The 19193-nt window shown below is 38.8% G+C and carries 16 protein-coding genes; 3 read left to right on the plus strand and 13 right to left on the minus strand.

Annotated features, from left to right (window positions below):
• Nucleotides 1-24: 24 nt before the first annotated feature.
• Nucleotides 25-831, plus strand: a complete 807-nt coding sequence (locus tag EZ444_RS19130; protein WP_131610753.1) for a PAS domain S-box protein — start codon at nt 25-27, stop codon at nt 829-831.
• Here the strand turns inward: EZ444_RS19130 and EZ444_RS19135 are convergent.
• The 3 genes from EZ444_RS19135 to EZ444_RS19145 are packed head-to-tail and all read right to left on the minus strand — an operon-like array spanning nt 828 to nt 2633.
• Nucleotides 828-1079: a DUF1456 family protein gene (locus EZ444_RS19135; protein ID WP_090785574.1), complete on the minus strand. Its 252-nt coding sequence runs from the start codon at nt 1077-1079 to the stop codon at nt 828-830. The two genes, EZ444_RS19130 and EZ444_RS19135, sit on opposite strands and share 4 nt — an antisense overlap.
• A 1-nt stretch (nt 1080) precedes the next feature.
• Nucleotides 1081-2388 carry a DEAD/DEAH box helicase gene (locus EZ444_RS19140; RefSeq protein WP_131610754.1) on the minus strand — a complete coding sequence of 436 codons (1308 nt, stop codon included), beginning with the start codon at nt 2386-2388 and terminating at the stop codon, nt 1081-1083.
• Nucleotides 2389-2414: 26 nt separating this feature from the next.
• Entirely contained in the window at nt 2415-2633 is a 219-nt protein-coding gene (locus EZ444_RS19145; protein WP_131610755.1) for a hypothetical protein, read from the minus strand.
• Nucleotides 2634-2852: 219 nt separating this feature from the next.
• On the opposite strand from EZ444_RS19145, the gene EZ444_RS19150 reads away from it, so the two are divergent.
• Entirely contained in the window at nt 2853-3326 is a 474-nt protein-coding gene (locus EZ444_RS19150; protein WP_131610756.1) for a ribonuclease H-like YkuK family protein, read from the plus strand.
• Here EZ444_RS19150 and EZ444_RS19155 read toward each other — a convergent pair whose 3' ends face one another.
• The 9 genes from EZ444_RS19155 to EZ444_RS19195 form a co-directional block, all read right to left on the minus strand.
• On the minus strand, nt 3327-3908 hold the full coding sequence (locus EZ444_RS19155) for a DUF4468 domain-containing protein (RefSeq protein WP_131610757.1): 582 nt from the start codon (nt 3906-3908) through the stop codon (nt 3327-3329).
• Nucleotides 3909-3971: 63 nt separating this feature from the next.
• Nucleotides 3972-5030 carry a porin gene (locus EZ444_RS19160; RefSeq protein ID WP_131610758.1) on the minus strand — a complete coding sequence of 353 codons (1059 nt, stop codon included), beginning with the start codon at nt 5028-5030 and terminating at the stop codon, nt 3972-3974.
• A gap of 44 nt (nt 5031-5074) precedes the next feature.
• A complete protein-coding gene (locus EZ444_RS19165; RefSeq protein ID WP_131610759.1) occupies nt 5075-6445 on the minus strand; it encodes an ammonium transporter in 1371 nt (456 codons plus the stop codon).
• Nucleotides 6446-6803: 358 nt separating this feature from the next.
• Nucleotides 6804-7760 carry a TIGR01212 family radical SAM protein gene (locus tag EZ444_RS19170; protein WP_131610760.1) on the minus strand — a complete coding sequence of 319 codons (957 nt, stop codon included), beginning with the start codon at nt 7758-7760 and terminating at the stop codon, nt 6804-6806.
• Nucleotides 7761-7916: 156 nt separating this feature from the next.
• Nucleotides 7917-9851 carry a protein-disulfide reductase DsbD domain-containing protein gene (locus EZ444_RS19175; RefSeq protein WP_131610761.1) on the minus strand — a complete coding sequence of 645 codons (1935 nt, stop codon included), beginning with the start codon at nt 9849-9851 and terminating at the stop codon, nt 7917-7919.
• A 38-nt stretch (nt 9852-9889) separates the two neighbouring features.
• Nucleotides 9890-11407, minus strand: coding sequence for a redoxin family protein (locus tag EZ444_RS19180; RefSeq protein ID WP_131610762.1), 1518 nt, complete (start codon nt 11405-11407; stop codon nt 9890-9892).
• 34 nt (nt 11408-11441) lie between these two features.
• A complete protein-coding gene (locus EZ444_RS19185; RefSeq protein ID WP_131610763.1) occupies nt 11442-12905 on the minus strand; it encodes a RagB/SusD family nutrient uptake outer membrane protein in 1464 nt (487 codons plus the stop codon).
• A 12-nt stretch (nt 12906-12917) separates the two neighbouring features.
• A complete protein-coding gene (locus EZ444_RS19190) occupies nt 12918-16529 on the minus strand; it encodes a SusC/RagA family TonB-linked outer membrane protein (RefSeq protein WP_131610764.1) in 3612 nt (1203 codons plus the stop codon).
• Nucleotides 16530-16653: 124 nt separating this feature from the next.
• On the minus strand, nt 16654-17895 hold the full coding sequence (locus tag EZ444_RS19195) for a FecR family protein (protein WP_131610765.1): 1242 nt from the start codon (nt 17893-17895) through the stop codon (nt 16654-16656).
• A 112-nt stretch (nt 17896-18007) separates the two neighbouring features.
• On the opposite strand from EZ444_RS19195, the gene EZ444_RS19200 reads away from it, so the two are divergent.
• Nucleotides 18008-18598, plus strand: coding sequence for an RNA polymerase sigma-70 factor (locus tag EZ444_RS19200; protein ID WP_131610766.1), 591 nt, complete (start codon nt 18008-18010; stop codon nt 18596-18598).
• A gap of 2 nt (nt 18599-18600) precedes the next feature.
• On the opposite strand, the gene EZ444_RS19205 is transcribed toward EZ444_RS19200, so the two are convergent.
• A complete protein-coding gene (locus EZ444_RS19205) occupies nt 18601-19143 on the minus strand; it encodes a hypothetical protein (RefSeq protein ID WP_131610767.1) in 543 nt (180 codons plus the stop codon).
• Nucleotides 19144-19193 lie beyond the last annotated feature (50 nt).

Genomic DNA, 19193 nt, shown 5'->3' on the forward strand with positions numbered 1-19193 from the left:
AATCAATCATCCTTATCGCTCTATATGGAAATACAATCTGGCTACGCTACGCGCCGGCCCTTCTTTTTTATCATCTTTATTTACCTCGCCGCAGGACTAGCTTGGCTATACCTTGGAAGTATTATCATTGGCATTGTAGACCGCAACAATCCACATGTAGATCTCCGCTATCTATACACAAGTAAAAACATATCTTTCCTGCTTTTTACGGGCGCAGCTTTATTCTTTCTACTCAGAGCTCACCATAAGCGTTTGTTGCGCGCAGAAAGCAATTACTTCAAGTTATTCGAAGCCTCACCCGGAGCTGTGTATGTAATGGACAAAACTACCTTCAGGTTTCTTGCCGTAAATGATGTGATGGTCAAAAAATATGGCTATAGTCGTGGCCAACTGCTAAAAATGTCAGCCTTAGACATCCGCCCTAAAGAGGAAAGAAAGAAATTAAAGGATTACCTCTATTCCGACCATACGGAAGGACACGAAACGGGGATCTGGTTACATCAGAAAAAAAACGGTGAACTTTTCTATATGCTTATTTCGCATCATTCTATAAAATTCAAAGACAATGATGCCTATATTGTGATTGCTATTGATATAGACCGCAGCGTAAGAAACGAAAGAAGACTCAAAGAGATTGCCTGGACAAACTCACATGAAATCAGAAAACCGGTAAGCAATATATTGGGATTAGTTCAACTCATGAAGGCAGAACATCCTGATGAACCTACTGACACTAACCTTGTTGAAATGCTTGTTACTTCAGCACATGAACTTGATACCGTAGTAAAAAAGATCAATTCACATGCTGAAGAATTAGATAAGAGAATCTAGGCGCCTGCTGCGCCCGGATCTTGCTTTGGAGGTCTTGGTCCCCGTTTGTAAATCACAAGACCATTTAAAAAATTACGTAGAATCTGATCGCCGCAAGGCTTAAAATTAGGGTGATCATCGCTTCTAAAAATATCTCCAAGCTCGCTTTTGCTTACTTTAAAATTTACTAGAGACATTATTTTCAATATATCATCGTTGGTAAGCGCTAGCGCTACACGCAACTTTTTAAAGATATCATTATTACTCATATTACATTGCTATTTCAATCTTTACCTTTTTATTCTTTATTCTCTCGTTAGTAAGCGCTCCTAAAATGCTATTTACCATTTTACGCTTCACAGCCACATAAGAAGCCTGATCTTTTACTTCAATCAAACCAACATCCTCTTTCTGCAAGCCACCCTTTTTCAGCAATAAGCCAACAATATCTATTTTATTAACCTTATCCTTTTTCCCTGCAGCGATATATAAAGTTTGCCACTCACTATCTCTAGGAAGTGAGAAATTACCTTTCAGGGCTTCTAACTCGATATCACCTTTCAAAAAAGGATACTTTTCATCGTCAGCAACAATCAGGTAAGCCGTACCTTTTGCATTCATACGTGCCGTACGTCCGTTACGGTGCAAAAACGCATCCTCAGTATAAGGCAATTGGTAATGAATGATGCATTCTACTTCCGGAATATCCAAGCCCCTTGAAGCCAGATCTGTGGTAATTAAAATTTTAATACTACCATTTCTAAACTTTAGTAACGCCCGCTCCCGCTCATCCTGCTCCATTCCACCATGAAAAATATCGTGTGAAAGATCCTGATCAATCAGCAAGTCACTAATACGATCCACGGTCTCCCTGTGGTTACAAAAAATCAGCATGTTTTTATGGCCAACCTTACAGATCAACTTTAATAAGGTAGGCAACTTATCTTCTGCAGTCGTCAACACCTTTTTCAACTTTAAATCTGGTGCTACAGCAGCATCTTTTAGAAAGTTAATCTCTACAGGTTTACTAATCCCAGTAAAATCAGGGATTTCTTCCATTGAAGTTGCCGATGTCAATATTCTTTGTTTTAACGAAAGCAGCTTTCGGATGATATATGACATATCTTCCTGGAAACCGAATTCCAATGCTTTATCAAATTCATCAAGTACTAACGTAGTAATCCCTGACTCGTCAAAATTTTCATGACGAAGGTGATAAGCAATCCTACCGGGAGTTCCGATCAGTACTGCTGGCGGTTGCTCAAAATTGTTTCTTTCCGTTTTTACAGGGTGCCCACCGTAGCAGCAGTTCACCTTAAAGCCGGTAGACATTTGCCTGAACACCATTTCAATTTGTAAAGCCAACTCACGTGAGGGCACCAATACCAGTGCCTGAACGCCAGCCACATCTTTCTTTAAATTTTGTAATACCGGCAACAAGAAACCTAATGTTTTACCCGACCCCGTAGGAGCCAACAAAACTAAATCACTCCCTGTTTTACTTGCAGCAAGCGTCTCTTCTTGCATTTGATTAAGGGAAGTAATCTTTAATTTCTCCAGTATCTTTTCTACCATCATGGCGCAAAGATAGTGGAATTAAGGCATTAAAACTTCAGATACTTCTCCCGCAGAGACTTCAACGAGCTATTTAATCGCATATCCAGATTCATTAACATGCGTCCGCGTTCAGCAATCCATGTCGTCATCTTTCGATTAACCCTCTTCACAGGCATATAAACCCGCTCTTCCATCACTTCGAGATAATCAACTGACGCTCTGCTCTTTTGAAGCAGATAAAATTCATTTAACAATTCTGTCTTCATAATGCTTATATTTAGTTATTGATTCTCCTTATTTAACGAAAGCGTATTCCTCTTATTATAACAACTCTCCTTCAAAAGAGTTTAAATATACGACTAAACTGTTGACAACTAGATAATTGTTAACAATTAAACTACAGTACTTTAACACGTTTTTAATTTTATCCCCTTATTTTTAGGAAACCTGAATACGGGTTGTTTAACAAAAACATCAATTAACGTATGAACTGGAAGAAATTTAGCGGCGAAATCGTTCATTCTCCAATCCTCGAAGAGATTGAAAACGCCATCATCAGAGAAACCGACAACGGCTACAAGCTTAAAGTCTGCATTGGAACAGACTCACAGGTAAAAGGCCCACTTACAGACTTCGCTACCGTAATTGTTCTGCTAAGGGAACATCATGGCGGTTTCATGTATATTCATCAGGAAAAAACAGCGCAAAAAATGAGCATCAAAGAAAGGATGCTGGTTGAAGTGCAAAAGTCTATCGAAACGGCTTATTCCATTTGCGATCTTTTAGACCTATACAATGTGGATCTGGAAGTACATGCAGATATCAATACCAACCCAATGTTTAAATCAAACAAAGCTTTAAATGAGGCTATGGGTTATATTTTAAGTATGGGATTCATTTTTAAAGCAAAGCCCGAAGCATTTGCCAGCTCTACCTGTGCAGACAAAATGGTGCACTAACTACCACTTTTTAGCAGGACTTACAGGCTCAGCTTTTATTACTGGTGGCGCAGCAACTTTATTCATCATCGCCGCTTTAAAACGTCCGGCAAAAACATTCGCAGCGCTGGTTGTCGCCTTTAGGTAACCTGCCCATTCAGCTGCATTCAACTTCCCCGGCCTGGTTTCAAGTGGCATCCCAACAGTCGTTGAAGGAACGAAATTGCCATAGCGATCCCTTTGGTATGGAATAAAATTAAAATCAGTCAGCCAGAAACGATACTTCCCATCTCTGATTTCCGCGTAAAAATTATAAAGCACCTCACCAGATGGGCGACTTAAAACCATGGCCGTTTTATTGATGATCAGCTTCCCTTCAGCCTGGAAAACCGAATCGCTTTCCCGAGATTTCAATTTTAATGATTTACTTGATTTTTTAAAAAAAACAGTAGCCCTTGCATTCAAAGAATCTTTAGAAGCATCCTTTACTGTCACTACTTCATAATAAATCAATTTACCCCTATCATCGTTAGACAATGGCCTTTCTTGGGCAAAACAGGCAGCAGAAAAAAACAATAAGATAGCTAGAGTTAAGGTTTTCATAATATAAAGATATAAAAAAGCCATCGGACAATTCCGATGGCTCATTATTAAATGTAATAGAGACTAAAATGCGTAAACAGCAGCCAAAGAGAATTGTGAAGCTGATTTAGTTGGCGTAATGCCATCGCTTTTAAGGAAAGACTGCGAAAAGTCTTTATCATTATCAAAACGAACTTCAGGAATAAAAGTTAAACCACCTGCTTTGATATTTGCAGATAATGTTCCGGAAAGTACACTGGCATCTGCCCCTCCAGAAACACCTTTAAAATTCATATATTCTGCTCTTACACCCAAGCCAACCGAAGGACTGAATGCATATTGCGGATATAAAGCTACACCTGTATAACCAAAGTTATCACTTCCAGCACTAAGATCTGCAGCATTTAAGCCTATTTTAACTTTCTCAGTAACCTGATAAGAAGTTGTTAAATCAACAATTGTACTGTAGTTTCCGTAGGCATCTAATCCATGTAAGCCATTTATGTAAGCAGTCCATCCCTTAATAGGAGAAACCATTAGTTGACCGCCAACACTTGACACTCCACGAGAAGCAGAATATGAATTCCACTCATTAAACAAACCTAACATCAAGCTAACTTTATCAGAGAAAGCATAAGTACCTTTTACCCCAGCATTCTGGAAAGGCCCGTAGCTAAAAAGGTAAGAGGTCGAATAATTGAAGTTGGCTACTGGTGAGATTACTTCATAACCAATAAATGTACCCATGTAACCTGCAGTCATTGTAAACTTATCCGTGAAAGCATAGTTTACATACAAGTTCTGAATGTGAAAACTAGAAGCAGAAACATCATCACCATTCGCAGTAAGCGCATAAGAACCATTAGGTATCGATTGTCCCTGTCCTCGTGGTCCAAAAGACAGTTCTCCAACAAACGATGCCTTACCTGTAGTTTTCTTTAAAGCGAGATCAACCATACCTAATGAAACCGAATTCTGGTCAGTAACAAAGGATGTTTTGATATTTGGTGCTTTTGCGAAGTCATACTTAAAGTAAGTATCTACCGATCCTGAGATCTGTAATGGCGCTTCTGTAGCCTCTTGTGCATAAGTTGCAGAAGCGATGGTCAATGATGCTAAAGTGAATAGAGATCTTAATTTCATAATCAATTGGTTTGAGGTTGGTTAAATGGTTGAATAATTTTTACTTAAAAAGTATTTTCGACTTCCTGACCAGCTACGATCAGTGTACCTTGAGAGTATTTTTCATTGTGCTGACTTGCATCCAAACCTTCTTCTTCTTCTTCAGAAGTTACGCGGATTGGTTGTACCAGGTTAATCAGTTTAAAGATGACAAATGACATCACGAAACTGAAGATCACCACAATTACAACACCTTTTAATTGAGTTAAGAAGAATGCAGGATTACCATATAACAATCCATCAACACCAGCGCTATTTACTGTTTTAGTAGCAAATACACCTGTTAGCAACATCCCAACAATACCACCTACACCATGGCAAGGGAATACGTCTAAAGTATCATCTAATGAAGTTTTTTGTTTCCATGATACCGCAAGGTTTGAAATTACCGCAGCAATTACACCGATGAAGATACTAGAAGGAATACTTACAAAACCCGCACCTGGAGTGATGGCTACAAGGCCAACAACCGCACCGATACAGAAACCCAATACAGATGGTTTTTTACCTCTTGAAACATCAAAGAACATCCAGGACAAACCAGCTGCACCAGCCGCAATATTGGTTGTTAAAAAGGCTGAAACCGCTAAACTGTTTGCACCTAAGGCAGAACCCGCATTAAAACCGAACCAACCAAACCAAAGCAATCCTGTACCGATTAATACATAAGGAATGTTAGCAGGTGGTACTTCACGGTGTTCAATATGAGATTTTCTACGTTTCAATACCAATGCACCAGCCAAAGCAGCCATACCAGCAGAGATGTGTACAACAGTACCACCAGCAAAATCAAGGACACCCATTTTAAACAGGATACCATCTGGATGCCATGTCCAGTGTGCCAAAGGAGAATATACCAATAGCGAGAACAGCACTATAAATAAGATGTATGAAGTGAAACGGATACGTTCTGCAACAGCGCCTACCACCAAACCTGGAGTAATGATGGCAAACATCAATTGGAAAACAGCAAATAATGAAAGTGGAATCGTTGCTGCCAGACTCCATGATGGGCTAGAATTGACACCTTGAAAGAAGAAAAAGGTTCTAGGGTCTCCAATCAAACCACCGATTGAATTACCGAAGGCCAGACTAAAGCTAACTACTACCCATAATACAGAGATTACACCTGCAGCTACCACACTTTTGATCATGGTAGAGAGCACATTTTTACGATGAACCATACCACCGTAGAAGAAAGCAAGCCCAGGAGTCATTAAAAATACCAAGGCCGAAGCAATTAATACAAAAGCGATATCTGGTCCACTGTATTTTCCCTCGTCAAAATTAGGAAGTAAGGGAATAAATAGGGCAAGAATTGCAATTATTAATAAAACTGCAAATGGGCCCCACTGTTTAAACAAAACTTTTGCCATAATGTTAGATTTTACTTGTTATAATTATCAGTTTATTTGATTTTTTTTCTAAATCTACGGATTAATTCTAGAAAACAATATTAATAACCATACAATTTCAACTAAAACGTTATAATTTTCATTACAAATCAATCAAAAACATTAAAAATTATCAAAAACACAGTTAATATTTTGATATAATCTAATATTAGAGCAAAAAACATATCTGTTTTTTGATAAATAAATAAAAATCACACAAAATCAGATAAAAAATCAAAAAACACAGAATCATACACAGAAATGAACCCCGCGTAAACAAAAACATCCCGAAATTCGGGATGCAAAAAAAATTAACAGAATAAAATGTAATGAATTGCCTTTATTTGGCTAATGGTACATAAGCGCTGCCCTGTACTACCCCTCTTTTCTCAATCTCCTTATCAATATAAGTCTGAATGGCAGATTTGTTCAATCCCCAATTGGGCGCAATCAGTAAATCCCAGTCGGATATACCAAACAAACGCTGAATAACCACATCAGGTCTTAATAAAGGAATCAACTTACACAGCAAATCAGTGTATTCCTCAAGAGAAAACAGTTTAAATGGCTGTTTTTTATATTTAGCTCCCATTATAGAGCCTTCAACAATGTGAAGGTGATGGAATTTTACGAATTTAATCTGAGGGAATTTATTAATCTCATGGATATAGCCCAACATCATCTCTTCAGTTTCCCATGGAAAACCAAAAATAGTATGTACGCAAAGATCTAGCTTAGAATTTTCAAGTAGTTTAACCGCTTCTACAAACTCGCCATGACTGCAACCTCTATTGATCTGGTTTAAGGTCTCATCATATATAGACTCCATACCCATTTCCAAATCCACATCAAAACGATCGGTATAGCTTTCCAGTAAAGCTACTTTTTCAGCATCTATACAATCTGGTCTTGTACCTACAGAAAAACCAACAACATCTTCGGTGTTTATAGAAAGTGCTTCATCATACATCATCTTTAAATAATGTACTGGCGCATAAGTATTGGTGTTGGGCTGAAAGTAAACGATAAACTTATCAGCTTTATAAAAACCCTTTCCTCTTTCCATCCCCTGCTCTAACTGCTCGCGGATGGTAGGGAGCTTGCGGGAAAGCTCGGGCGTAAAAGAATCAACATTGCAATAGGTACAACCGCCGTAGCCTTTGCTACCATCACGGTTAGGACAGGTAAAACCTCCATCAACAATTACTTTAAATACACGCTGTCCTTTATATTTTTGTTTAAGGTGCGTACCGTAATTATTATATCCTTTTATGCCTAAATCTAACAGAGTTCCCAATTGCTTATCTTTTATTTTTGCAAAAGTACGGCTTTTTAATTTATTCTGCTGCCCTCCAGTATAGAAGGACAACAGAATGAATCATAAAATTACTTTAACAAGTCATTTATAGCAGTGACTGCAAACAGGCTAAGACAATATAATGTCGGGTTCATTTTACAATTGTATTTTGTACTCCTTATCATTAACAGGAGGAAAGCAGATGTGCGTATCACAGCATTGGTAAGTTACCGCACATACAACCTCCCCTTTTCCGCTGCCACTAATTTCTTGTGTAAACATCACTTCGTCTTCATAAATAGTGGTACCACTATTACTAAAGTACTTAAAAGAAGGTTTCTTTAAGTCGCCCACTTTTACATAGCCGGCAGGGAGGTTAATTTTAAGCCCTGTTTGTATGTAAGGATCTAAATTAGCAACAAATGCGTAAATGTGATATCCAGGGTGAATTTTGACTTTTACCACAACCTCTTTCCTGTCTGTACCTTTATCAACTATACCCGTTGCCACACTTACTGCATTATTGTCGTCCGTTTGTGCTGGTTTAATATTATTATAAGAAACATCAGACTCTTTTTTCTTATAATTATTGCCATCTATGCTTTTATCATTGGTATTGACCATAAAGTAATAACCACCAGTTTCGGTAAAGAATATTCTGTTCTTATTTTTCTCATACCAGTTTCTCCACTCCCCGGATGTTTTATAATCCAATAAGGTATAACGGTCAAGAATGCGTTTTGCCTTATCCACCTCCTGTCCTTTTTCCAGCATAGAGATACATTTTTCAAGCAATCTTTTATCATGATAAGGAATTCCCAGACTTTTCACATCCTCATCTACTTTAATCACATAGCTTGCATCCTCAGCATAGAAATAGTCTTTATTCTCCTCATAATACTTTAGATAAGCCGCTGAGTTTGTCCCAAACTTATCGAACATTTCTTTCTGATTTTTCTTAAGAAAATCCTCAAAAGTTTGTTTGGGCTGTGGTTGATAGCTTAACAATTGCTCTTCCCGTTCAGTCAGTTTTCCATTTTTAGCTTTTTTATCGGCTATTCTCTTTTTCTCTTTCAGCATCTCCTGATCAAACTTCAGGTTCATGTCTGCATAACTGTCAAACGCTTCTTTTGTTGCTAAGTATTTTTTCTCTTTCAGATATTCTCTTGTTGCCCGTCTGTCCAGATATTTCCTGGCAATGACGCCTTTTTCCTTAAACTCTGAAATATAAACAATTGCATTTGCCAACACTGTTTGTGCTTCCGGAGTCATGTATTCAGGCGATGCTGCAAAACCCCAATGGAAAAAATTACCATGTCGGCCTATGGCAACAGCATCCAGCGTTTTTGCACACACCCCACTTGATATAGATTCTGCATCAGGAGAGTCTTCAAAACCCCATGGCCTCGCCACCATCCCTATCCTAAACCCTTTATCAGAAACATATCCCTTTGTTTGCACCCGCCACATCGGTAATGACTTAGGTGTAGGCTTGCCCAAAAAATACTCATAATGAAAAGCATCTTCTGGAGTAGGCTTTTGTTCGATGGTCATTTTCACAGGGAAGGGCCCTTTGAATATCTGATGGTCCTTGCGGAAACCATGCGCGTAAGCGTCAAGACAAAGGCAATACCAGTCCAGTTTTAAGCCTATACTACGACCTAACTTCTCACCCGTTTCACCAATAAAAAGCATCGGCTTGTCAAAATCTTCGGTCAGATATGCTGCCGGCACATATTTAGTAACCTTCCCTTGAGCATCCTTAATCATTTGCCTTTCTGCTATTGCCTTAGGTGTGCCATCGACAACAGTTACATCATACTCATTTGACATATCCTGAGTATAGACCTTAGCATCTATGACTTTTACCACTGAAAAATATTGTTTCAACATCGCTTCAAATGAAGCCGAGCGACGCTTTACATCCTTTTCCTTCTCTTCAGGAGTTTTAAATACATCATTCTCCCAGTTGGCAGAGCCACCCACATACAGCACCCGGAGCTTATTCGAGCCCGCCGGCTTTTGCGCATATACAACCGCAGTACTACAAAACATTAACAGCACTACAGCAATCAAATTCCTTATTTTCATACCTTTAAGTTTTAAATTCTTTTATACTTGCAAAACATTTATCCTTTACGGTCTAGCATTAAATTAATCATCAATTCGAGTTCATCTTCATTATCTCCGTCTGTTCTGAAATTTGAAAATACAACGCGACCCTCTTTATCTATGATGAAATTTGCCGGAGCAGCACCTCTATTGTCAAGATTACCTTTTTGTCTGCCTTCAATATCTTCCAAAGGCGTGAAGCTATAGCCACTTCCTTTCATAAAGGGCACAACATATTCATTTTGGTCAGATACGATATTGATCCCCACATAGCTAAAATCTTTTCCTTTAAACTTACGGACAACATTTTCAAAGTGAGGGAATTCACCTCTACATGGTCCACAACCCGGGAACCAATAGGTCAGCAACACAACTTTTCCTTTGTAATCAGACAATGAAGTCTGACCAGGCGTCAGGTAGTTTTTTAGTGTAAACGCTGTTGCGGCCTGCGCATTACTGTTGATATATTTCAAAATGTCGGTATTTACCTGACCTTCATTTTTGCCCAATTTGACACCATAACCATTAATAACTGATTTCAGTTTAACGCCTGGTTGTTTCGCAAAAGCGAAAATTAAACTATCATAAGCGGCATTGGTATTACCTGCCAGTGCATAGGCTTCGGCTTTTAACACCAGTATTTCCTTATTAAAACTATAATATCTTGGCAATTTCACCTGAGCCAATAATGCCAGGACCTCTGCAGATTTCTTTTCCTTCATTAAAGCTTTCGCATCATTAACACGTTGCGCTTGCAATTTAAGGTTGGTCCACTCCTTTTCCTGCTTTTCAATTTTAGCCATATCCTGTGCCAGCTCTAAAGCCTTTTTTGAATCTTCAACCAACAATAAATCAAAATAAGAAGTCATACCACTTGCCGACCAGTTAAATTTGGCTGGTGAATAGCTGTTACGCAACAACTCATAATATTTCATTTTATCGGCAACATCTTTCGAACGCGTAGCATACCAATATAAGGCCTGGGCACCACGGTCACTCTCAGGAAAACGTTTAGCAACACCCATTGTTAAATCATGATATGTTTTTGGGTCTTTGTCGCGGAAACCACTCGAATAATAAAATGCATAAGAAGCATTTTGAGGATCACTCTCTGTTGCTTTTTTTAAGTACTCATCCCCGCCTTTGAAATCGCCCCAGCGTTGTGCATCTGTCCATAAACCACCCCAGGCTTCTGTAAAATTAGGATCAATGGCAACAACTTTTAGCAGATAAGGCTTTGCTTTAGGGCTTTCATGATTCAAATATGCTTTAGCTAAAGCATAAGGTACTATGGCCGACTTAGGGAATTTCTTCATCCACTTGTCGTACTGCGCAACCACCGCAGGGTTGGTTACACCTGCTGCTTTAATATATGCATCATGGGCACTTAAACTATCAGGAGCAGCTTCAACAGCTTTAGCTAAGGTCGAAAGTGTTGCTTTATCTGCAACCGTTTCAGTTTTTTTACCCTGAGCAATGCTCAGGGTTGGTATGGCAAGACTGCATATTAATGCAATTTTAATTAATCTTTTCATGCGATCAGGGTTATGCTTAGGTTAGGAAAAATATTTAATAAGGGTTTTGTGCGATTTGACCTTTACTGGCATCCATTTCTACACCATTAATAGGTACGAGCAAACGATTTGCACTTAAGGTATATGTTTTAGGTGCATTCATATTTACACCAGTAAGATTTACCTCAAAGAAATCACGGACTACCATAACATTATCAGCTGGATAATCATTTACACTAAGGCGACGAATGTCGTACCAACGCATTGCAAATGGCATTTCCCTTCTTCTTTCTTCCAAAACCTTTTTAATAGCATCATCTTTATCTATAGCAGTTAAAGCAGTATAAGTACTCATTCGCTTTTGTCGAAGTATATTCACCGTTTTCATTGCTTCCGAAGCATCTCCTTTACGAGCAAGCACTTCCGCTTTATTTAATAAAACTTCTCCAAAACTAGGCCCTTCCGGTATATATCTTCCATCATTAAATACCGTATACCTGAATGCACTTGGAGTAACGACAGAAAATCTTCTTCCCCCATTAGGAATCATGAAACTCTTGTAACGTAAATCGTTTTGAGTATCATACAAAGCTAACAACCCATTACTTGGAACAAACCATTGGGTGCCTATGTAAGCATAACGTGTATAATAAAATTCAGACCAATACAAAAATTTAGAGGCTGCCCAGTCGTTCTGCTCAACATATTTTAATGTAGCTGCAGGATTAGCATATGATGCAGGAATTCCCGGCACCAGTGTATTATAATCTACCAGCTTAGCCGTTGCAGTGGTCAGCGCGATTTCCGCTTGAGCCAAGCTCTGATCATACTCCCCTCTAAATAAGTAAACACGGCTCAAAAATGCCGAAATAGCTTTCTTACTTACTCTCCAGGGACGAAGTGACTCAACGTCATCATTGGTTACTTTTTGAGCCTCAGCAATGTCACTCATTATAAAATCGTAGGTTTCCTGTAAGGTTGCTCTTTTTAAAGATTCTGTATAATTCACAGTCTTCTTTAAAGGTAATCCTAAAGCGTTTAGATTTGCAGCACTATATGGCGCACAGTAGTAGTTGGCGAGCACCCAGTAAGAATAAGCTCTTATAAAATAAGCATCCGCTTTTACACGTTGTCTGCGTACATCATCGCCGGTTACCTGATCTATATTTTCGAGAATAAGATTTGCAGTAAAGATCTTTTTAAATTCTCCTGACCATAGCGCATCAGTCGCTGCAGCAACCACACCATCGACACTATTCACATAATACTGTAGATTATCAATAGTAAAAGCAGTTGAATTATTTTGAAATAGTGCTTTTGGAATCTCTGTATCATCTGTGCTGTAGGCAGCGGTCTGAGAAGTTATATAAGAGAAAGCAGTTGCATTGTCTACCAAGGCCTCTAACTGATCTACTGTCTTGATACTGGCTTGCTTTTTGGGTTCTTCTGAAAGGTATTTTTTACACCCTGCAAATAGAATTAAACCCATAATTATCATTAACGATTGTTGTAATTTCATGATGTTTAGGTATTAAAATTGAAGGTTTACACCGAAAGTATAAGTTTGCACAGGTCTGTTTGTACCAGGCAACCAGTCTGGGTTATACCCTTTACTGTTTGCATGCCATACCATTCCCAGGTCACGGGTTTGCGCAAATACTTTTACATTATTTACCTGTATGGCCTTTGCCAGCTTTTTAGACAATCTATATTCCAACGTAAGCTCTTTACATTCTATGTAAGAAGAACTTTCTACAAGGCTACTTAATGCCGGGGCATAGCGATCCCACAGATAAGTTTTTGTTTCATTAGGGTTAGCAAAGCCAGGAACATCAGGATTACCAGCAAGGACATCACTAATGTATTTACTTACAAAAGATTTACCACCACCGACGGTAGTTGCGTAACTGAAACCAGGATTACGATACACACCACCCATTTTACCAACAAATACTGCGGTAAGGTTAAAGTTATGCACCCTGATGTTATTTACCCAACCCAATGTATGCGGAGGTGTTGCAGTACCTTCATAATTTAGGAAAGGCAAGCCTAATCCTCTGTTGTATAGAGACACATCGTTAAAAGATTGTAAAGTACCATTCGGACCAGCAACCTGTGGCACACCATCCTTCATTCCCATATAAGTGAATGAGTAAACCGCATTTACAGGTTTTCCCTCAACAAAAGCTCCCTCAATCATCTGAAATACATACAGAGAAGGGTTATACAAACTACTGATATTATTGTAGTTGTATGCATAATTTAATGATGTGGTATAATTAATTGGCGTATTAGGTATATCTACATTTGTACCCAATGAAATTTCAATACCCCTGTTGGTGATCCCCGCATTGTTAAACTTCTGGCTGGTTGTACCCGTTGCAGCCGCCAAAGCTACTGTACCAATAATTCCCTCTCCTTGTTTGTTATAAAGATCAATTGACCCGAACAGCTTGTTATTTAACAAGGCGAAGTCAACGCCAAAGTTTGTACTTGTGGTTTTTTCCCACTGTAAAAAAGGATTTCCGTTATCTGCAACTGTACCTGTAATCGTTCCCGTACTAGCATTCAAACTTGATCCAATATTTAAAAGTGCTTTTGTAGAAGTACTGCCATCTACGTTTCCATTCTTGCCATAGGTTAAACGAAGATCCAACCTATTCAATATGCCCAGGTTATCCATAAAATCTTCATTTTTCATATTCCACTTTGCCCCGACAGACCACAATGGCGACCAACGCATTTTAGGATCATCAGTAATGAAGTTAGAGGCATCACTTCTTACACTTCCCGTTAGGGTATATTTATTGTCGTAGGTGTAAGAGGCATTGCTATAGAAAGAAACGTACTTCGTCCGGCCCCAGTCAAACACTGTGTTTCCACCTGGGACCGTAGCATTGGCACCCTGAAAATTTTTAAACTGATCAATAGAGCTACCATAACCATATGGAGGAGCGGTAGCCTGCAATTTATCAGAGTAATAGCCATAAACATAAGGATTAGCACGTTGATTTGTAGTATACTGCGCCATTTCCATACCTGCAATTACAGAAATACTATGTTTCGATCCTATGTTCTTATCGAAATTGAACTGATTTCTGAATAAGTAGCTTTCCAGATCGAGATTATTGACATCGTATTTGGCACCATTAGAAGCTGTAAACTCACGTCCTTTTAATATCCCGCCTTTCGGGATATAAGCTTTTCCTACGGTTTTAGTAGCATTATTATACTCGGTCATTCGGTTTATCAATCCCCTAACAAAGAAGGTATTCTCATCAAAATAATCCTTGTAGTCCGTCTTTGCTCTTTCGTACTGAAGCTTGGTATCAAAAGTCAGCCCATTAACTATTTTCAAGTTAAGCCCTGTCTGGATTCGCATACTTAAATTCTCCGTTTTTAACGATCGTCCGTTAACTTCACGCAACAGATTATATGACCAATCTGCATAGGTAAACTTATCTGTTGGGATAAGTGCCAATTGCTCACGGTTATACACATTTAGGTTCGTCCCATAGCTGCCGTCAGCATTTAACAAAAGCTCATAGGGAGAGAGGTCCTGAATTTCAGCAATAGTAGCTCCGCTACTTTCCTGATCTTTATATTGGAGATTAGCCGCAATATTGAAATTAAGTCTATTGGAGATTTTAAAGTCGTTATTAAAGTTTAGATTGATCCGATCATAACCATTTTTGATAAATGCGCCCTTGTTATTCTCGTACATTAAAGACACATATGTTTTAGAACGCTCAGTGCCCGACTGCAAGTTTACATTATATTGATTTAGGATTGCTTTGCGCATCAATAAATCCTGGATTTGCGACCTGTTGCTGATTTTGCTTAAACGATCAAGACCAGCATTCATATCTGCAGTACTTACTGTCCCTGCTCGGTTTGCATACAGTAATTCCTGGGCCAAAGTAAGCGACTTGGTAATATCACCGAAAGAGCCTGCGTACGGACTCAAAACCCAATTGTTCTCAAATGCTTTACGTTCATAGGCAACATGATCGCTTGAATTTGCCTGCGTAAATGCCTGATCAAGATCTACCCGGTTTGATATTCTTGAAAATACATTTGCATCAATTGTTAGCTTTTGATTTCCTCTCGCTCTCTTTGTTACCACAACGACTACACCATTTGCAGCACGAGCACCCCAGATAGAAGCAGCAGCGGCATCTTTCAATACCGTTACAGATTCAACGTCATTAGGGTTGATATCTGAAAAATCACTATTTGAAACAGGAAAACCATCCACGACAACTAAAGGTTTTCTATCTGCATATAAACTAGTATTACCACGAATCAGGAAGTCCACACTGCCATCTGCATTTTCTTTAGCTTGCATTCCGGCAACTGTCCCCTGTAATGCGGTCGACAAGTTAGATACCGGACGGCGATCCAGGGTTTCCCTGTTTACCTGGCTAAACGAGCCAGTAGCACGCTCCTTTGATATTTTCTGATACCCAGTAACCATAACCTGCTCCAGGCTGGATAATTCTGGCTCCATCTGTATTTTTAAAAAACTCCCATTACCAACAGTTACTTCCTTTGTTTTATAGCCAATAAATGAAACTGTCAGAATGGTATTCTCCTCTACACCTGCCAGTTCAAACTCACCCTTGCTATTGGTAATTACGGTCTTCGTTCCATTTTTAACTTTAATGGTCGCACCGGGTAATGGGACTCCATCTTCGCTTACCACTACGCCCTTTACGGTTATAACTTTAAAAAGATGGATTACCCTATCTAAAATACTAACCTGCTTTCTTCTCACCACAATGGTATTCTGGTCGATGGCATAAGTTAAAGGCTGATTGGCAAATACGAAATCCAACAACACTTTAAGGTCTGTATTAGTTGCATTTATATTGACTCGTGTTGCAGCCTTCAATTCATTTGGTTCGTATAAAAAATCATAGCCACTCTGGCTTTTAATTTCTTTAAATAGCTGCTGTAGGGTGATGTTGTTTTTAGACAAATTTATTTTCTGCGCAAAACTTGTTGCGCTGACCTGAAGTAAACTTATTAGGAGAACGATGCAAGTTAGGTTAATCCGCATGATGGTTCTTTTAGAAGGCACTGGTATTTTTTGCCATAAACAGGCATTATAAACCTGCAAAAATTGTAGGTAAATTTTCATACTTTTGGTTTAATGGGTTAGTTGATATGGTTGTTAACTGCAATTTGAAGGGTAACCCAATATTCTACCGGGAGTGGCTCGAATCACTCCTGGTTTTTATAATTACCCAGTTATACGTAAAAATTTATGGCATAACGATAATTCTCCTTTCTTCCATTTTAAAATGAATATCTCCTGTTAATTCAAATTTTCTTAATACTTCTGACACATTTTTAAAGCGGGATATAGACCCTTCAAAGGATCGATTGTGAAAATCTTTCGAAAAAACTACTTCCACGTCATACCAACGCGCTATCTTACGCATAATACTGCGCATCTCCTCATCCTTAAATATAAAATAACCATTTTTCCAGGCTACTTCGGCATCTGTGTCAACATTTTTAACATTTAATTGAGCTGCCTTTAACAACGCTTGCTGACCCGGTTTTAATATAATTCCAGTTTTAACAACATCGTCGTTTGCCCCAGTACTTATTCTTTTCACCTTTACAGCTCCTTCTATCAATGTTGTCCTTGTCTCCGCATCATCCGCATAATTGCTAACGTTAAAATGAGTACCCAAGACTTCAAGTTCCTGATCATTGGTTCTTACTAAAAAAGGCATTCTTTTCTCATCTCTACGCCCCTTAACTACAGCATACGCCTTTGCCACTTCAAAATACCCTTCGCCTTTCAACTCCACAACTCGTTTATCGCTTCCTGTAAAATCAGTTGGAAACTTAAGAGACGAACTAGCATTTAGCCACACCCTTGTCCCATCTGGTAAATGAACCTGATATTGCCCGCCCTTTGGGGTTTCTATGGTGTTATAGGTAATTTCTTCTTTTCCCATGGCCTTAACCCGTGAAGAAACTTCATAAACAATTTGTCCATCGGCCGTTTTCTTGATAGACAACCCCGATTGCTCTGCAATTTTTCCTGCAGCCGCATCTGTCAATTCAATTTTGCGTCCATTAGCGAGAGTTAATACCGCATTATTGCCACCAGGCTTAACATCATGTGTTGCAAAATCACTTAAACCGATAGCTTTATCATCTAAATAAAAAAAGAGACCCACCGACAAAGTCATCAGTACCAGTGCAGCTGCCGCAATACTTTGCCATAGTTTAATACCCCCCTTTTTGCTTTGAATGGGTTGCCGGTCAAAGCGGCTATCTCCTATAATGCGCTTGTATAACATATCTGATTGCAAATCAGAAAAAGATTGCGCCGTGGGACGACTATCCCATACTTTCTGCATAAAAGCATATAATTCTGCATCATGATTTGACAAAGTAACCAAATCCATCAGCTCATTATATTCCATTATAGAAATCTTATTACTAGAGTAAGCAATCAATAAATTTTGCAGTCGTCTTTTGTTCATTTTGCTTATTAATCCTGATATTTACGCGAGATCTATAGGTAATACACGGCAGCCCCCTTATATAACTAGTCGAATAATAATTATTTTTTTCAGATTACAAATAAATGCAAAAATGAATGTAAAAACACATGATGAAAGTCAGCTAATTGCAGATTTGCTAAAGAGCGATGAATCTGCCTTTGCCCTGGTGTTTGACATTTACAAAGCAAAACTTTATAGTTTCGCCTGGAGGTTTTTAAAAAACCGTGAGTTAAGCGAAGAAATTGTACAGGAAACATTGATTCTTTTATGGACCAATCGACTCACACTTGACATCAGCTATCCATTAGGTCCGTACCTTTATACTATTGCAAGAAGATTAACATTAAACGTGCTCCGCAATGCCGCTACCGCAGGTGCAGCACGCGAAAAGCTTTGGGCAGACCTTAAAGAGGCGCACAATGAGACTGAAGAAGCTATACTTTTGGCAGATTTGGAAGAGTTTACAGAACAAAGTGTTGCTAAACTCCCAAGCCAACAGCAACTGGTCTTTAAACTAAGTCGGTACGAAGGGCTTACGCATGATCAAATTGCTGAAATGCTAAATCTGTCTAAAAGTACCGTAAACAACCATTTGGTTGAAGCGCTTAAAAACCTGCGTCAGCAATTCAAAAACTCTGGAATATCATATGGTATTTTACTGGCCTGGTTATTTTTAAAATAACCTTATTTATCTACACGCATGGTTTCAATATCGCCCATGTATTTGGTCAACGCAGCTTTATAGGTTAAATCCTGTCCAGCTACTTTTGTCAAAAAGCTTTTAAAATCCTCCAAATCACCAACAGTAAAACCCATCCTCACAAAAAGTTCCTTGTCCGTTTCCCAATTGTCCAGATTAATTTTCTTTAGCGCCAACTCTCTATAGAGCAGCAATCCCTTTACAAAATCTTTATATGCAATGGTCTTTTTGTAGTCGTTAAAGTAATCGATCAACGTTCGATAAGTAGCAGGTTTGCCAATTCTTGCCTGATCCAGCATTAATGCACCCAGCATAGGGCCTCTCAAAAACACGCTGTCAATAGGTTCAAAATTACCGCATTGCTTAAGGATAGCAATGTCGCGTTTCAGCAGACTATCTTTTTCTGTTGATTTATGCTGCACAAAATAAGGCTCGGTATCTAACAACTTTTTACAATCAATGACCTCCTGCGCAGTAGCAGCGGTGCATAGCAAAACGAATAAAGAAAGGATCAGGGATAACTTCATATGGAGTTACAAAGGTATAATCTTCTGACTAAAAAGGCTGCATCATTAAC

It is taken from the genome of Pedobacter hiemivivus (assembly GCF_004331685.1).
Lineage (GTDB): Bacteria > Bacteroidota > Bacteroidia > Sphingobacteriales > Sphingobacteriaceae > Pedobacter > Pedobacter hiemivivus.

Coding starts and splice junctions, on each gene's coding strand:
- EZ444_RS19130 (WP_131610753.1), top strand. CDS start 25: ATGGAAATACAATCTGGCTACGCTACGCGCCGGCCCTTCTTTTTTATC.
- EZ444_RS19135 (WP_090785574.1), bottom strand. CDS start 1,079: ATGAGTAATAATGATATCTTTAAAAAGTTGCGTGTAGCGCTAGCGCTT.
- EZ444_RS19140 (WP_131610754.1), bottom strand. CDS start 2,388: ATGATGGTAGAAAAGATACTGGAGAAATTAAAGATTACTTCCCTTAAT.
- EZ444_RS19145 (WP_131610755.1), bottom strand. CDS start 2,633: ATGAAGACAGAATTGTTAAATGAATTTTATCTGCTTCAAAAGAGCAGA.
- EZ444_RS19150 (WP_131610756.1), top strand. CDS start 2,853: ATGAACTGGAAGAAATTTAGCGGCGAAATCGTTCATTCTCCAATCCTC.
- EZ444_RS19155 (WP_131610757.1), bottom strand. CDS start 3,908: ATGAAAACCTTAACTCTAGCTATCTTATTGTTTTTTTCTGCTGCCTGT.
- EZ444_RS19160 (WP_131610758.1), bottom strand. CDS start 5,030: ATGAAATTAAGATCTCTATTCACTTTAGCATCATTGACCATCGCTTCT.
- EZ444_RS19165 (WP_131610759.1), bottom strand. CDS start 6,445: ATGGCAAAAGTTTTGTTTAAACAGTGGGGCCCATTTGCAGTTTTATTA.
- EZ444_RS19175 (WP_131610761.1), bottom strand. CDS start 9,851: ATGAAAATAAGGAATTTGATTGCTGTAGTGCTGTTAATGTTTTGTAGT.
- EZ444_RS19180 (WP_131610762.1), bottom strand. CDS start 11,407: ATGAAAAGATTAATTAAAATTGCATTAATATGCAGTCTTGCCATACCA.
- EZ444_RS19185 (WP_131610763.1), bottom strand. CDS start 12,905: ATGAAATTACAACAATCGTTAATGATAATTATGGGTTTAATTCTATTT.
- EZ444_RS19190 (WP_131610764.1), bottom strand. CDS start 16,529: ATGAAAATTTACCTACAATTTTTGCAGGTTTATAATGCCTGTTTATGG.
- EZ444_RS19195 (WP_131610765.1), bottom strand. CDS start 17,895: ATGAACAAAAGACGACTGCAAAATTTATTGATTGCTTACTCTAGTAAT.
- EZ444_RS19200 (WP_131610766.1), top strand. CDS start 18,008: ATGAATGTAAAAACACATGATGAAAGTCAGCTAATTGCAGATTTGCTA.
- EZ444_RS19205 (WP_131610767.1), bottom strand. CDS start 19,143: ATGAAGTTATCCCTGATCCTTTCTTTATTCGTTTTGCTATGCACCGCT.